At 29.4% G+C, this 14,755-nt stretch carries 16 protein-coding genes; all 16 read right to left on the bottom strand.

From position 1 onward, the window contains the following. Positions 1 to 61 precede the first annotated feature (61 nt). Positions 62 to 877: a sporulation transcription factor Spo0A gene (spo0A, locus tag KM800_RS04780; RefSeq protein ID WP_217812037.1), complete on the bottom strand. Its 816-nt coding sequence runs from the start codon at positions 875 to 877 to the stop codon at positions 62 to 64. Between the two features lie 175 nt (positions 878 to 1,052). Beyond that, entirely contained in the window at positions 1,053 to 2,246 is a 1,194-nt protein-coding gene (gene spoIVB, locus KM800_RS04775) for a SpoIVB peptidase (protein ID WP_217812036.1), read from the bottom strand. Between the two features lie 196 nt (positions 2,247 to 2,442). Next, positions 2,443 to 4,140 (bottom strand): DNA repair protein RecN, encoded by a 1,698-nt coding sequence (gene recN, locus KM800_RS04770; protein ID WP_217812035.1) that lies wholly within the window; start codon positions 4,138 to 4,140, stop codon positions 2,443 to 2,445. A 12-nt stretch (positions 4,141 to 4,152) separates the two neighbouring features. Further along, complete coding sequence (locus KM800_RS04765) at positions 4,153 to 4,605, bottom strand: arginine repressor (RefSeq protein ID WP_217812034.1); 453 nt, start codon at positions 4,603 to 4,605, stop codon at positions 4,153 to 4,155. A gap of 20 nt (positions 4,606 to 4,625) precedes the next feature. After that, entirely contained in the window at positions 4,626 to 5,456 is an 831-nt protein-coding gene (locus KM800_RS04760) for an NAD(+)/NADH kinase (RefSeq protein WP_217812033.1), read from the bottom strand. Then, positions 5,453 to 6,277: a TlyA family RNA methyltransferase gene (locus KM800_RS04755; RefSeq protein ID WP_217812032.1), complete on the bottom strand. Its 825-nt coding sequence runs from the start codon at positions 6,275 to 6,277 to the stop codon at positions 5,453 to 5,455. Before KM800_RS04755 ends, KM800_RS04760 begins: the two co-directional genes overlap by 4 nt. After that, entirely contained in the window at positions 6,264 to 8,147 is a 1,884-nt protein-coding gene (dxs, locus tag KM800_RS04750) for a 1-deoxy-D-xylulose-5-phosphate synthase (RefSeq protein WP_217812031.1), read from the bottom strand. The genes KM800_RS04755 and dxs overlap by 14 nt, the downstream gene beginning before the upstream one ends. A 148-nt stretch (positions 8,148 to 8,295) precedes the next feature. Further along, positions 8,296 to 9,186 (bottom strand): polyprenyl synthetase family protein, encoded by an 891-nt coding sequence (locus tag KM800_RS04745; protein ID WP_217812030.1) that lies wholly within the window; start codon positions 9,184 to 9,186, stop codon positions 8,296 to 8,298. 29 nt (positions 9,187 to 9,215) lie between these two features. Then, positions 9,216 to 9,428 (bottom strand): exodeoxyribonuclease VII small subunit, encoded by a 213-nt coding sequence (locus tag KM800_RS04740; protein ID WP_217812029.1) that lies wholly within the window; start codon positions 9,426 to 9,428, stop codon positions 9,216 to 9,218. A 12-nt stretch (positions 9,429 to 9,440) separates the two neighbouring features. Further along, the gene (xseA, locus tag KM800_RS04735) at positions 9,441 to 10,649 is read right to left on the bottom strand and encodes an exodeoxyribonuclease VII large subunit (protein ID WP_217812028.1); all 1,209 of its coding nucleotides are present in this window, start codon (positions 10,647 to 10,649) and stop codon (positions 9,441 to 9,443) included. A gap of 5 nt (positions 10,650 to 10,654) precedes the next feature. After that, positions 10,655 to 11,062, bottom strand: coding sequence for a transcription antitermination factor NusB (gene nusB / locus KM800_RS04730; RefSeq protein WP_217812027.1), 408 nt, complete (start codon positions 11,060 to 11,062; stop codon positions 10,655 to 10,657). A gap of 129 nt (positions 11,063 to 11,191) precedes the next feature. Further along, positions 11,192 to 11,593 (bottom strand): Asp23/Gls24 family envelope stress response protein, encoded by a 402-nt coding sequence (locus tag KM800_RS04725; protein ID WP_017750760.1) that lies wholly within the window; start codon positions 11,591 to 11,593, stop codon positions 11,192 to 11,194. Positions 11,594 to 11,682: 89 nt separating this feature from the next. Next, positions 11,683 to 12,213 carry a SpoIIIAH-like family protein gene (locus KM800_RS04720; protein ID WP_217812026.1) on the bottom strand — a complete coding sequence of 177 codons (531 nt, stop codon included), beginning with the start codon at positions 12,211 to 12,213 and terminating at the stop codon, positions 11,683 to 11,685. Positions 12,214 to 12,268: 55 nt separating this feature from the next. Beyond that, on the bottom strand, positions 12,269 to 12,895 hold the full coding sequence (gene spoIIIAG / locus KM800_RS04715) for a stage III sporulation protein AG (RefSeq protein WP_017750762.1): 627 nt from the start codon (positions 12,893 to 12,895) through the stop codon (positions 12,269 to 12,271). Between the two features lie 24 nt (positions 12,896 to 12,919). Then, positions 12,920 to 13,504, bottom strand: coding sequence for a stage III sporulation protein AF (gene spoIIIAF / locus KM800_RS04710; RefSeq protein ID WP_254906467.1), 585 nt, complete (start codon positions 13,502 to 13,504; stop codon positions 12,920 to 12,922). A gap of 21 nt (positions 13,505 to 13,525) precedes the next feature. Further along, positions 13,526 to 14,749 carry a stage III sporulation protein AE gene (gene spoIIIAE, locus KM800_RS04705; RefSeq protein WP_217812024.1) on the bottom strand — a complete coding sequence of 408 codons (1,224 nt, stop codon included), beginning with the start codon at positions 14,747 to 14,749 and terminating at the stop codon, positions 13,526 to 13,528. Positions 14,750 to 14,755 lie beyond the last annotated feature (6 nt).

Raw genomic sequence — 14,755 nt, 5'->3', positions numbered from 1 at the left:
TCATTCATTAAATATTTTATTATCAAAAATCTTCCATTCCTATTTGAATGGAAGATTTTTACTAGCTAACTTTATTTTTCAATCTCAATTTATCTGCAACCATAGCGATAAATTCTGAATTTGTTGGTTTACCTTTATCGTTATGTATAGTATAACCAAAAATTTTATTTATAGTTTCAACTTGTCCCCTTGACCAAGCTACTTCAATGGCATGTCTTATGGCCCTCTCGACTCTGCTAGCCGTAGTATTATATTTTTTGGCTATAGATGGATATAATTCTTTAGTAACCGCAGATAATAACTCCATATTATTTACTACCATAGTTATGGCTTCCCTTAAATACATATACCCCTTTATATGAGCTGGAACTCCTATTTCATGTATAATATTTGTTATTTCTTGTTCTAAACTATCCGGTGTACTTCTTGAATAGCTAATTTGCGGATTATCTGACATCAATACCATTTTCTTGCTCTCACTATTATTAGCTAAATCATTATTAAACATTTGTCGTATTCTTTTAGTAAATACATCCATATCAAATGGTTTTACTACATAATAATCTGCTCCTAAGTTTATAGCTGTTTGAGTTATTTTATCCTGACCTACTGCTGAAAGCACGATTACTCTCGGTAAAGGGTTAATATCCATATTATTTAACCTTTCAAGAACTCCTAATCCATCAAGATGGGGCATGATTATATCCAATACTACTAAGTCTGGTCTTTTTTCTTGTATTAATTCCAATGCTTCAAGTCCATCTTTAGCAGTACCTGTAACTACAATGTCCCTTTGATTTAACAAATAATCGTTGAGAATATTACAAAATTCCTTATTATCATCTGCAATAACTACACTTATCTTTGATTCTTCCATATATTTTACTCCCCTTTTATTAATAAATTCCCAATTGTTAACAAATAATAAATTCGACAAAAGAATTTTAATTCCTTCTTAATAAAAAAATTTTTTCCATTTTTATAAAATATAAAGAATCACAAGATAGCGAAAACTGCTATCTTGTAAAATTAAAATAGATTTTTGGAAACAATTATTTTTCCAGTAAATTTGCATCATTTAACATCCATTCTATATATATACCATAACCTACATCTGGTTTATTTACAAGTACATGTGTCACTGCACCTACAATTTTTCCATTCTGAATTATAGGACTTCCACTCATACCTTGAACTATTCCACCGGCCTTCTCAAGCAATTCTTTATCTGTAACTCGTATTACCATACTCTTAGGTCCAGGAACATCTTGAGCAAGAAGTTTTTCAATTTTAATGTCGTATGATTTTACTCCTTCTTTACCTATTGTTGTCAATATTTTTGCAGGTCCTTCTTTGATTTCGTTTCTGAGTCCTATTTTCATAGGAGCCAATTTTTTATTTTCAAGTTGATTATTTCCTTTACCAAATACTCCACACTGAGTATTTTTATATATATTTCCCAAAGTATTATTTTCATTTACAAATATTCCTTTTAACTCCCCCGGATTTCCCTTGGCACCTTTTTTTATAGATACAATTGATGAAGACACTATTTCACCAGAATTTACTTTTAATATAGTTCCAGTATCAATATCAGTTATAGGATGACCTAATGCAGCGAACATATTACTTTCTTTATCATAAAAAGTAAGTGTTCCAACGCCTGCAGTAGAATCTCTAATCCATAGACCTATTTTGTAACCATTATCTTCTAAACTTTTCACTGGCTTTAATATTTTTTCTATTTTTTCACCTTTTCTATCCAATAAAATTTTTATATCCTTACCTTCACTTCTATCTATTTCCTCTTTTGTTTGCTCTCCACTTTTAATAGCAACATCATTTATTTTCAATATATCATCGCCTATTTGTATTCCACTTGAAGCAGCAGGGCTTGTAACTTTACCATTTTTTGTAGTAACATCAGACAGAGCTACAACTAATACACCCTGAGTATTTAATTTAACACCTATAGGTTGCCCTCCTGGATATAACAACATATTTTCTTTAACTGATTTTATAGATACTGATCCTACAGGAACAACACCTAATAAGTTTACGCTTGCATTTCTATCTGTTTTTTTATTAATGCCTTTTACTTTCAAAAACATATTTTGTTTTACAGTATCATTTTCTCTTAAAAATATAGTCGCAGGTATATTTTGAGCTTCATAAAAAGTAATTAGCATAATAAACAGGATAGGAACTAAAATATAATATAAATATCTATTTAAAAAATTTTTCATGCTCTGTTTGCCTCCTGTCTGTATCACTTTTTTCTAAGCTTAAGTTGCCCTTTTAAATATTTTATTATGCTATTATATACTTTCATTAAAAGTAAATGTATTGATTTTTAATCTAATTTTTTCAAAAAAACAATAAAAAATCATCTCAAAAAAGGATCTGCTTCTTTTATTTGAAATGATTTGTTTTATATACCTGTTAACTATATAATTTTTTTTTGACATCAGCCATTTTTATAAGTTCTTTTGCATGTGCCAGGGTAATTTCGGTAACTTCAGAACCTCCAAGCATTTTCGCAAGTTCATGTTCTTTTTCTTCGTCATTTAGCTTTTTTATTCTAGTATAGGTATTGTTATCATGTACATCCTTTATAACCAAATAATGCGTATCAGACATAGCTGCTATCTGAGGTAGATGTGTTACACAAAGCACTTGATGTTTTTTTGATATGGCATACATTTTTTCCGCTGTACACTGAGCTATTCTTCCACTTATACCTGTATCTATTTCATCAAATATTACAGAAGAAATTTTATCTTTATCTACAAATACAGTTTTTAATGCAAGCATTATTCTCGAAAGTTCACCTCCTGATACAATTTTTTCAAGAGGTTTAAGCGGTTGTCCGGGATTTGTAGATATATAAAATTGAACTATATCCATTCCATTTTCCATAAATTTATCTTGTAAATCAATTTTTATTTTAAATATACTCTTTTCCAATCCTATAAATTTCAATTCATCTTTTACTTTATCTTCCAATATTTTGGATACATTGCATCGTTCATCATGGATTTTTCCTGCCTGTATCTTTAACTTTTCCTGTAATATGCATTGACTTTTTTTTAGTTCATTTATTATATCTTCACTGTCTATAACTTCTTTATACTCATTTGATATTTTTTTTCTATACTCTAATATGTCTTTTATAGTATTGCCATATTTTTTCTTGTATCCACTAATTTCATAAAGCCTGTTATTTATATATTCCAATTCTTTTTCGTCATAATTATTATTGGCAGTTATACTTCTGATTTCATCTACAGACTCTTCTATATTATAATAGGCATCTTCAAGAAGTTTATGTATGTTTTCCATTTTGTTATCTATGTCTTTTATAGAGCTCATATCTTTTATTATATTACCAAGTTCATCTTGAATAGATTTTTTGTTTTCAAATCCACTATAAAGATTTGTATAACAATTATTTAATGTATTATTTATCTTTTCTGCTGAAGAAAGCACTTTAAATTTTTTATTCAACTCATTTTCTTCTTCTTCTTTTAAATTTGCAGAATTTATTTCATCTATCTGATATTTTAAAAAATCACTTATTTTATTTCTATCTCCACTATTACCAGAAAGTTTATTTATTTTATTTTTTATTTCATGAAATTTTTTATAATTATAAGCATAGTTCTCTATTAAAACTTTGATGGAATCCTCTCCATAATCGTCTACATAATTAATATGATTTTCCCATAGTAATAGATTTTGATTTTCATGTTGTCCATGTATATCAAGTATTGTACAAGTTATATTTTTTAGTTCTACAAGTAAAATTGATTTTCCATTAACTTTTGCAATACTTCTTCCAGATTGAAAAGTTTCTCTACTTATTATAAGCAAATCTTCTTCAAATTGTATTTCTTTTGAAATTAAAATTTCTTTAGTCTTTGGATTTTCAATAGTAAAAACAGCCTCTACAAAGGTCTTTTTTTCTCCTATTCTTATTAAGTCTCTATTAAACTTATTGCCAATAATATAATTTATAGCATCAATAAGTATTGATTTACCAGCTCCTGTTTCACCTGATAAAACATTAAAACCAACTCCAAAGGAAATCGTAAGATTTTCTATAAGTGCAAAATTATTTATATTTAGTTGGAGAAGCATAAACAATCCCCCTTATTTATAAATCATTTTCTTCATTCTCTGAGTTATATCCCTAGCCTTTTCCCCATCTCTTGCTAATACAAATATTGTATTGTCTCCGGCTATAGTACCTACAATTCCTACAAAACTTAATGAATCTATTGCTTCTGCCGCTGCATTTGCAGATCCTGAGATTGTCTTCAGCACTACAAAATTTTCTACATTTTCAACTCCTATAACTGTTTGAGAAAATATAGATGCCAATTTATTAGGTAAAAATTTTTCTGTATGATTTATGGTGGCATATTTATATCTTCCACTTTCAGATAATACTTTTATAAGTTTTAGCTCCTTTATATCTCTAGATACAGTTGCCTGTGTTACATTCATTCCGCTTTTTCTCAACTGCTCTGCCAATTCTTCCTGAGTTTCTATATCTTTTGAATTAATAATCTCAAGTATTTTTGTGTGCCTAGTCATCTTCATACTTTTTAATTTCACCTTCCTTACCTACTAAAAGTAAGCTTATTTCTGAGAGTTTTAAAGAAAGAATTATTACTGAACCTTATTAATTTTCTAGTATACCTGGATTTGGTAATATTCACATCCACTGATCCACTTATATCAATCCATTCCTGTCCATCTACAGACAAAAATATATTTCCAGTATTTTTCCTTACTTTTGCAGTAATCAAACTATTATTATTTAATACAATAGTTCTAGCAGTTAAAAATTGAGAATACATAGGTGTCAGGCAGAAGGCATCTAAAGACGGGTGAACTATAGGTCCTCCTGCAGACAAATTATATGCTGTAGATCCAGTAGAGGTACATACTATAATTCCATCTGCATTAAAACTATTATAAAATTTATCGTCTACAAAGACATCATATTTTTCAATTCTGTTTTTGATACCCTTATATAATACTACATCATTCAATCCATGATAATGTTTAATTCCAGATTCAGTATTAAAACTACATTCAATCATGCTTCTTTCTTCCATTACATATTCTGATTTAAAAAAGCTCTTAAGTGCAGGCTCTATACTATTTACTTCTATCTGAGTCAAAAATCCAAGGTGTCCTATATTTACTCCAAGTATAGGTGTATCTGATCCCAGAATTTTTCCTGAAGTATTTAATATAGTTCCATCTCCACCAAGAACTATTATTACATCTAATTTATTGCTTTCTTCTGCATTAAGTCCAATGCAGTCCTTATAAGTTTTTATATTTACATCTCTACTTACACTATAAATATTTTTTATAATAAAATCCAGCATTTTATATTGAGGATCTTTAGTTGAATTCACATTAATTCCTATATTTTTCATAGTTCCTCTCCGTTTAACTCATGATGTGCTAGATTGACCGTATATGCCACATCCGCTTTTTTAAAGGATTCACTAAAATTCTTTTCCTTTGTAAAATAAATTAAATATTCTATATTTCCTTCAGGACCTTTTATAGGTGAATAATCAAGTCCAATTATATTGAGATCAATTTGTTTTATAAAATCTACAATTGTATTTATAACTTCAATATGAGTAGATTTTTCTCTAACTACACCCTTTTTTCCAACTTTTTCTCTGCCTGCTTCAAATTGCGGCTTTATAAGAGCCATTATTTTTCCATAATTATCCAATAAATTTAAAACTGTTGGAATAACTTTCTTAAGAGATATAAAAGATACATCAATACTGGCAAAATCCGCATATTGTCCTATGTCTTCAAATTTTACATATCTTATATTTGTTCTTTCCATACAAATTACTCTTTCATCTATTCTAAGTTTCCATGCAAATTGTCCATATCCTACATCTATAGCATACACTTTGACAGCGCCATTTTGCAACATACAATCCGTAAAGCCACCGGTAGATGCTCCTATATCCAAACATATATTATTTTTTAAATCTATATTGAAATTATTGACAGCCCTTTCTAATTTTAATCCTCCTCTGCTAACAAATGGCATTTTATTGCCTCTGAATTCTATATTGGAATTTATTTTAATCTTTTGTCCACATTTATCAACCTTACTACCTTCTACAAATATTTCACCTGCCATTATGCTTGCCTGTGCTCTATGCCTTGATTCAAATATACCATTATTTACTAAAAGTATATCCAATCTCTCTTTATTTTGTGCCATAGTTAACTCCCTCACTTACAATTTTCAACACACTTGTCTTTATTCCTTCAGCATCCAATCCATATAGTTTATACAATATTTCAGGTTTGCCATGAGGTATGAATTCATCTTTAAATCCCAAATTGATGACTTTAATATGGTTTTGTAATGAATTTATATACTCAAGTATATAGGATCCCATACCTCCCCTTACTATATTATCTTCTATAGTTACTATATCTATATTATTCTCCACTAAATTATTTATCATTTCCTCATCTATAGGTTTTACAAAGCAGGCATTTATTACTATTACGTCTATTCCAATCTTAATTAATTTTCTTCTAGCCAAAACAGCATATTGAATCATTTTCCCTTCAGCAATTAACGCTATTTTACCATATCCTTCTATTCTCTCCCATTTTCCAAGCTTAAATTCTTTGATAGGCTCCAAGCATACGTTATCGCCACCTCTTGGATATCTTATAGCTACGGGACCTTCTTGTTCAAGTGCAAAATCAAGCATATATCCAATCTCATCAGTACACTTAGGACACATTACCTTCATATTTGGCATTTGAGTTAAATACGAAAGATCAAATATTCCTTGATGTGTCTCTCCGTCTGCTCCTACAATTCCAGCCCTGTCAACTGCAAATATAACAGATAATTTCTGTATACAGACATCGTGAATAATCTGATCATATGCCCTTTGAAGGAAGGTAGAATATACTGCAAAAACAGGCTTAAGTCCAGTTCTTGCCATACCTGCACATAAAGTTACTGCGTGTTGTTCTGCAATTCCCACATCAAAAAATCTATCAGGAAAGTTATTGGAAAAGAGTTTTAGTCCTGTACCATCTTTCATTGCAGCAGTTACAGCAACTAATTTACAATTTTTCTCAGCAATTTCAATAAGCTTATTTCCAAAAGCTTTTGAATACGTCTCTGTAGAAGATACTGCTATTTCACCATTAGAACAGTTAAATGGTCCTATTCCATGAAATTTTCCTGGATTTTTTTCTGCGAATTTATATCCTTTTCCTTTTTTTGTAACGACATGTATTACTACAGGTCCATTTATTTTTTTTGCCATAGTAAATACTTCAACCAAATCTTTAATATTATGTCCATCTATAGGTCCTAAATATTTGAGTCCTATATCCTCAAAAAACATTCCAGGCACAATCATCTGTTTTATTCCATTTTTAAACTTTTCTAAATATTTCGCCATTCCCGGTCCTATGTTAGGTATCTTTTTAAGTCCATTCTCAACATCCTGTTTCAACTTATTATATTTAGGATCAAGTCTCAATTTATTTAAATATCGGGATACACCACCTACATTATGTGCTATAGACATTTGGTTGTCATTTAATACTATAATCAATCTTGTTTTCCTATATCCTACATCATTTAAAGCTTCCAGTGCCATTCCACCAGTAAGTGCGCCATCTCCTATAACTGCAATAACATTGTACTTTTTATTTTGAATATCTCTTGATCTTGCCATTCCTAAAGCTGCTGATATAGACGTACTACTATGACCTGTTTGAAAAAAGTCATATTTACTTTCTGATGTTTTTGGAAATCCACTCATTCCCCCAAACTGTCTTAAAGTATCAAATCCACTTTTCCGGCCTGTTAATATTTTATATACATAGGATTGATGTCCAACATCCCAAACTATCTTATCCTTATTAAAATCAAATACGTCCAATAAACACATAGTAAGCTCTACCACACCTAAATTTGATGCTAAATGTCCACCTGTTTTAGAAACTTTATCTATTAAAAACCTTCTTATTTCTTCAGCCAATTGTATTTTTTCTTTAAATCCCATATTTTTTATATCATTTATGTCTTTATATTTATCTAGCAGATTATACATATATACATCTATCCTTTTTTAATACGCTGATTAAAAATCATTTCTATATAATAAAAACCTGAAGCTTCATGTAAAAATCTTCAGGAGAATATACCACAGTTAATTATTATATCACAGCTGTTTTTTTTATTCAAAATAAATACTAAAATCAATTTTCCCTGTTCAGCAAAAGCACAGTCAATCTTTCCAGTTCATGGGTATCTCTATTTATACCACGTAATACTTCTACACAATCACTTGTAATGGAATTACACATTTCCATACACTTATTTAAACCATAAGTAGTTATAAAATTTGTTTTATTGTTATTTGCATCGCTTTTTACTTTTTTTCCTAATTTTTTGGTATCTCCAGTTACATCCAATATATCATCTTTTATTTGAAATGCCAATCCTATTTTTTTACCGTAATAACTTAATTTGTCTATTTCATCTTCACTGGCACCAGCATATACTGCTGCTGACACAATAGCAGCCTTTATAAGAGCTCCTGTTTTTTTGCTGTGCATATAGTATAACTGATCTATAGGTATTTTAGTACCTTCACTTAGTAAATCCACAGTCTGACCTCCAACCATGCCTTCAACTCCTGCACTCTCGGCAATAATGCTGCATGCATTTACTTTATTTTTATTAGTATCTTTTAAACAATGCTTAAACATAAGGCTCATTCCCTCATTTAAAAGACCATCTCCTGCAAGTACTGCAATTCCTTCTCCAAAGATCTTATGATTGGTAGGTTTACCACGTCTTAAATCATCATTATCCATAGATGGAAGGTCATCATGAATTAGTGAATAAGTATGGATCATTTCAATAGCTGCAGCTATTTCCATAACATTTCTATATTCTTTTTTATAGATCATATAAGTAAGTAAAAATAATATTGGTCTTATCCTCTTTCCACCTGCATCTAAACTATACTGCATTGCTTCATATATTTTTTTATTATAAGACCCTTTTCCAGACATATATTCATGTAAATATGAATTCAGTTCTTGTCTTAAATCTTCAATCATATCATTATTTCCTTTTTTCATAATTGAATATCTCCTATATAATCTTAATTTTATTTGTCAAAGTTCTTTTCTCCTTGTTCTGTGAGGATATTTATTTTTCCTTCTGTTTCTTTTAATATTTTATACATCTTGTCACAAAGCTTTATTCCATCTTCATATTTTTTCATACTGTCTTCCAACGAAATATTATTTTTATCCATTTCATCTACTATATTTTCAAGCTTTGTCATCATATCCTCATAACTTTGAGCCTTCCTAGGCATATATCATCTCTCCTAATCATTTTCTTTCAATCTTGAAATATCAAATCCAGCTTTTCCATCTTTCATAATTATATTAACTTTACTTTGTTTGTCTAGCTCTTTTATACAATTTACCACTTTATCATCCTCTGCCTGTATTATAGAATATCCCTTGTTCAATATATTAAGTGGATTATTAGTATCTAGCAGGCTTTTCAACTTATCAAGTTTTTCTATATTGGATGAAATTGCTGATTTCATCTTTATATTAATTATATTCCGTAACTTTTCCATATTTGAATATTGATTGACTATATAAACTAAGGGACTGTTTGAATCAAGCCTTTTTCTTGACGCCATGAGCCTGAGTCTTTTTTCTTCCAGAATATTTACTATGTGGTTATTTAAAAAGCCTTTATAATTTACTATTTTTTCAAGTAAATTATTCAAATCAAAAACTGCAATTTCTGCTGCCGCAGATGGTGTAGGTGCTCTTCTATCAGACACAAAGTCAACTATTGTATAGTCAATTTCATGTCCTACACCGGTTATTATCGGTTTCTTAGAATTATATACAGCATCGGCTACTCTTTCATCATTAAAGCACCACAAATCCTCTATGGAACCTCCACCTCTAGCCAAAATTATAATTTCTATATCATCTCTGGCATTTAATACATTTATTCCATTTATTATATCCTCCGCTGCATCCACTCCTTGAACTAGAGAAGGATAAATAACAAGATCAATACATTTATTTCTTCTTTTAGTTACATTTATTATATCACGTACAGCTGCTCCTGTAGTTGAAGTGACTATTCCTATTTTTCGCACATATTTAGGTATATCTTTTTTATGATTTTCATCAAATAATCCTTTGGTCTCAAGTTTTGTTTTCAGTTTTTCAAAAGCTATGTACAATTCACCTAAACCATCCAATTTCATTTCATCACAATAAAATTGATATACTCCCTCTTTTTCATATACTGAAATTCTGCCTTTTAAGATTATCTTCATGCCATTTTCAGGAATAAAATTCAAATTTCTTGCAGAGCTTTTAAACATTATACAATTTATCTTGCTGGATTCATCTTTTAAAGAAAAGTATATATGACCACTGCTGTGAAACTTTATATTTGAAATCTCACCTTTTACAGACGCATTGTTAAGTATAAAATCATTATCAAAATTTCGCTTTATATAATTATTAATATCAGATACTGTTAACACCTTTATATGCATATTGATCATTCCTTATTTATATCTTTAATCATGTTTCCAAGTACTCCATTTATAAAAGATGCAGATTTATCCTCTCCATATATCTTTCCAAGTTCTACTGCCTCATTTATAGACACATTCTTAGGTATATCCTCTTCATATAGAAACTCATAGCAACAAATTCTTAGAATTGTAATATCAATTTTAGATATTCTATTTAACTTCCAGTTTTTCAAATACTTTTGTATTCTTTCATCTAATATATTCTTATTTTTTTCTATTCCCTGTACAACTCTTTTTAAATAGTCCATATCAATATCTTTTAAACTTGAACTTTCTTCTACAGCCTCTATGGTATCATCAAAATCCTGCTTGTTTATTGTCATCTGGAATAATAATTTCATTGCTAGTTCTCGTGATTTCTTTCTGTTCATCTTTACCTCCATCTGGATACATGTAATTTATCTCATTTCAGATATATTATACTTAAACTATTATGCCAGTTCAAGTAAATAATCAGTATACAACAAAAAACACCCTCTTTAGAGGGTGTTTTTTTTATTTTACTCTTCTTCAATTTCTTCTATATCCTCATCTTCTTCAGATTTTGGAATTATAACATTCTGAACATGTATATTTACTGCAGAAACTTCTAATCCTGTCATTGACTCAACTGCTTTTTTAACATTTTCCTGAACCTTTAATGCAACATCTGGAATCCTAACTCCATATTCTACCACTACATAAAGATCAATAGCAGCACTACTTTCCCCTACACTTACTTTAACGCCTTTTGAAAGATTTTTCTTGCCTCTTAATATTTTTGTAATACCACCTACAAGATTTGCACTCATGCCAACTATTCCATTTATTTCTGTAGTAGCAAGTCCTGCAATTACTCCAACTACTTCATCGGATATTTTAACAATACCCACATCGATTTCGCCACTCGTATTTTCTTCCATTACAGCACCTCCTAGTTTTCATTTATTGAAAAACTATATACCTGTATTATATCAAATGGTAAATTTTTTTACAAATAAATATGTTTTAATTATTTTTTTACTTCTATTTCTACATCGCTTATTTTAGAAATACTCATAACTATGTCTTTTATTTCTCTAGTATTTTTATCTGTCAAGTCATCACTTTTTTTAATTATTACTCTAGCCTTAGTATCTTCTATAGAACATATAACATTATCATAGCCTTTGCTCTTCAATGTAGTCTCTATTTTTGATTCATAATCAGTATTCATAGCTAGACTTGTATATTTCTTTTCAGCTTCTGAACGATTCTGTTGGGATACATTTTTATCATCAATTAGATTTTTTAGTTTCTGAAGAGTTTCTGCATCCTTTTGATCCCTGTTAAGTTTTGCCTCCTCAAAGAATTGTGACTTAGAAGTTTTACTGTCGTTACTATTGAATGATACAGCACTTTTTCCACTATTGCTGCTAATATTTGTACTATCTGTTGTATTTTCTGCAACACTAAAAGGACTATTTACCTTTGTAGCAAGCACTCCAACACAAACAATTAATGCTAAAAGAGTTACAATAATTATAGCCTGCTTTTTGTTCATTTTTATTCCCCCTTATCTTTTCTTTAAAATATATGCTATTTATCGCTTATATATACTATTTTTTCATAGGATATACATTTATCTTGTCATCAGTTATATCAAAAAGATCCATCACCGCTTTGGATATTCTAAGCTCAGTTATATTATCTTCTGCACCCTGAGCTACTACTACTATTCCTGAAACCTTTGGTTTGTATGTTTTTACAATTAATGGTTCAGATTTATCACCATCATTTTTCATGACTACTGTACTTCCATTATTATTTTGAGTTGTATTTCTTGTTCCTCCTGAATTATCCTTTTCATTGGTAGTATTCGTAGAATCATTTACATTCATTGCAGGAACTTTTTCCTCTCCACTTTCAAAATTTATCATTACCTCCACTTTTCCAACACCATCTATCTTTTCCAAAGTGCTTTTTAATTTATTTTCCATATATTTTTCATAAGTATCCTCTGATTGATTTTGAGGGTTATTTTGCTGATTCTGAGTGTTAACATATTTATTGGCATTGGCAGTAGTAGAGCTATTGGAATCCGGGGTTTTAAAAAAACTTACAACTATAATCATGAGAATCCCCAATAAAAAAATTATCATCAGATTTACTTTATTGTTTTTATTTTTTAAGTTTTTCTTATCCAGCATTTTATTAATTTCTGAAAACCACTTTTTAAAATTCATAGTTTTTCACCTATCCATTCTAAATTAACCTTTTTTTACATGAATAATATTTTCAGCTATATCCAATTGGCTACCTAAATATGACCTTATTTCTCCTCCCTGTTTACCACTCAATTCATCAGAATTATCATAGTTTTCACCTTCTGTATTTATAGTTACCTTTTGTACTGTATCAACACTTCCGTCTTTAACTGTTACATATATGCCAGTTATATATATATTTCCACTTTCTTTATCATACCTGGCATTTGCTTTTACAGAATATTTTCCATCAGGATATTTTTCATCTAGCTTTTGCTGGCAATTATTCTGTAGATTTAACTTAAACTCCTCAAGAGTGGAATTTAAATTTTCCTCCTTGTACTTTTCTATATCATTTGAATTCTGATTTTTTTCAAATTGTTGAGTTAATTTCAAGGTATATGAATTAATATCAAAATTCTTATTAAACAAACCCACAATTGGATTTATAAAAACAGTAATCAGTATTAAGCCAAGTACAAATTTTGAATATTTTTTAAAACTATTATTTGGCAATATCATCTCTATTGCTGTTATAAAGAAAACTGCAGTACATATTTTTATCAACCAACTTCTTAAGTATTCCAAAAGCAACAAACCACCTTTTATCTAAAGCATTACTTTGCCCGAAGCAGCAATAATAGCTATCATTATAAAGAACATTGTAGAAATACAAATAAGACACGCAGTTATAAGTGTAAGAGAATCCCCTGCAGAATTTATGCAATTGACCATACGGCTATCACTTATAGGTTCTATCAAGGCAGCTGTAAGTTTATATAGTATTATAAGTACTCCAAGCTTAATTACAGGAAATATCAATACCAGAATCAATATTACAAGTCCTACACTACTAAGAGAATTTTTTATAAGTAGTGAATAACCTGCTATAGTAGATACAGCATCAGAAAGACTTTTCCCAACTATGGGAACGAAATTATCCACTGCAAATTTAGCAGTCTTTGCAGTTACCTGATCTATGGTATTGGATGTAACTCCTCTTATTGTCATTATTCCTACAAATATAGTCATAATTATTCCTTGAGCCCAAAGTGCTGATTGATTTAACAGTTTTGTAAGTTTATCTATCTTATACTCCGAAGATAAATTGTTTACAAATTGAAGAACAAATGACATACATATAAGTGGTATTATAAAATTCATAAATATTTGTGCGCTTATATTTATAGTTCCTATTACAATAGGGTCCATAACAGTTGCTTCCACTACCCCTCCAACTGTGGTCAAAAGCATTATAAGTATAGGTACAAGTGCCATCATAAAATCTGTTAAGTCTTTTATAGTTGAACGTGCCAAATCAACTCCTATATAAAAACTTCTGGCCATTATTATTATTAGCAGTGAATAACATGCAAAATAAGCTATGTTTGATAATCCCTCTGAACTAAACGCTCTTTGTAAATTTGTTATCAATGCACATATTATAGCTATGATCACCAAAATTGCCAGAAGTTTTATAGAGGCTGCAAGTTCCCTTAATAAATACATGACACATGCATTTATTATTTTTTTTGCTGATATTTTTCCATCTCCTGATTTCATAAAGTTTTTTACATATTCTTTAAAGTCTATATCTCTAAGTATCTCATTTTTAGTTTTCATATTAGATATATAATCATATAATTTATCTACTTGATCTTTCTCATAATTTACTTTACTTTCTACATTCCCATCCCCAGTTTTTTTTATTATATCTCCTGAATTATTTACATTTGAAGTATTTGTATCTACGTTAATATCTGAAGTATCAGAAGCTTGTACGTTAAATCCCAATATAAGTACAATAAATAAACCCAATATAATATTCTTCATATGAAC

It is taken from the genome of Clostridium tyrobutyricum (assembly GCF_019144085.1).
GTDB classification, from domain to species: domain Bacteria; phylum Bacillota; class Clostridia; order Clostridiales; family Clostridiaceae; genus Clostridium_B; species Clostridium_B tyrobutyricum_A.
This window is presented reverse-complemented; position numbering and strand designations above follow the sequence as displayed.

Bases quoted from the DNA above. Each gene is read 5' to 3' on its own strand.
- recN (WP_217812035.1), bottom strand. From the start codon at position 4,140: ATGCTTCTCCAACTAAATATAAATAATTTTGCACTTATAGAAAATCTT.
- nusB (WP_217812027.1), bottom strand. From the start codon at position 11,062: ATGAACAGAAAGAAATCACGAGAACTAGCAATGAAATTATTATTCCAG.
- KM800_RS04745 (WP_217812030.1), bottom strand. From the start codon at position 9,186: ATGAAAAAAGGAAATAATGATATGATTGAAGATTTAAGACAAGAACTG.
- KM800_RS04725 (WP_017750760.1), bottom strand. From the start codon at position 11,593: ATGGAAGAAAATACGAGTGGCGAAATCGATGTGGGTATTGTTAAAATA.
- dxs (WP_217812031.1), bottom strand. From the start codon at position 8,147: ATGTATAATCTGCTAGATAAATATAAAGACATAAATGATATAAAAAAT.
- spo0A (WP_217812037.1), bottom strand. From the start codon at position 877: ATGGAAGAATCAAAGATAAGTGTAGTTATTGCAGATGATAATAAGGAA.
- KM800_RS04720 (WP_217812026.1), bottom strand. From the start codon at position 12,213: ATGAACAAAAAGCAGGCTATAATTATTGTAACTCTTTTAGCATTAATT.
- spoIVB (WP_217812036.1), bottom strand. From the start codon at position 2,246: ATGAAAAATTTTTTAAATAGATATTTATATTATATTTTAGTTCCTATC.
- xseA (WP_217812028.1), bottom strand. From the start codon at position 10,649: ATGCATATAAAGGTGTTAACAGTATCTGATATTAATAATTATATAAAG.
- KM800_RS04760 (WP_217812033.1), bottom strand. From the start codon at position 5,456: ATGAAAAATATAGGAATTAATGTGAATTCAACTAAAGATCCTCAATAT.
- spoIIIAE (WP_217812024.1), bottom strand. From the start codon at position 14,749: ATGAAGAATATTATATTGGGTTTATTTATTGTACTTATATTGGGATTT.
- KM800_RS04740 (WP_217812029.1), bottom strand. From the start codon at position 9,428: ATGCCTAGGAAGGCTCAAAGTTATGAGGATATGATGACAAAGCTTGAA.
- KM800_RS04755 (WP_217812032.1), bottom strand. From the start codon at position 6,277: ATGGCACAAAATAAAGAGAGATTGGATATACTTTTAGTAAATAATGGT.
- KM800_RS04765 (WP_217812034.1), bottom strand. From the start codon at position 4,605: ATGAAGATGACTAGGCACACAAAAATACTTGAGATTATTAATTCAAAA.
- spoIIIAG (WP_017750762.1), bottom strand. From the start codon at position 12,895: ATGAATTTTAAAAAGTGGTTTTCAGAAATTAATAAAATGCTGGATAAG.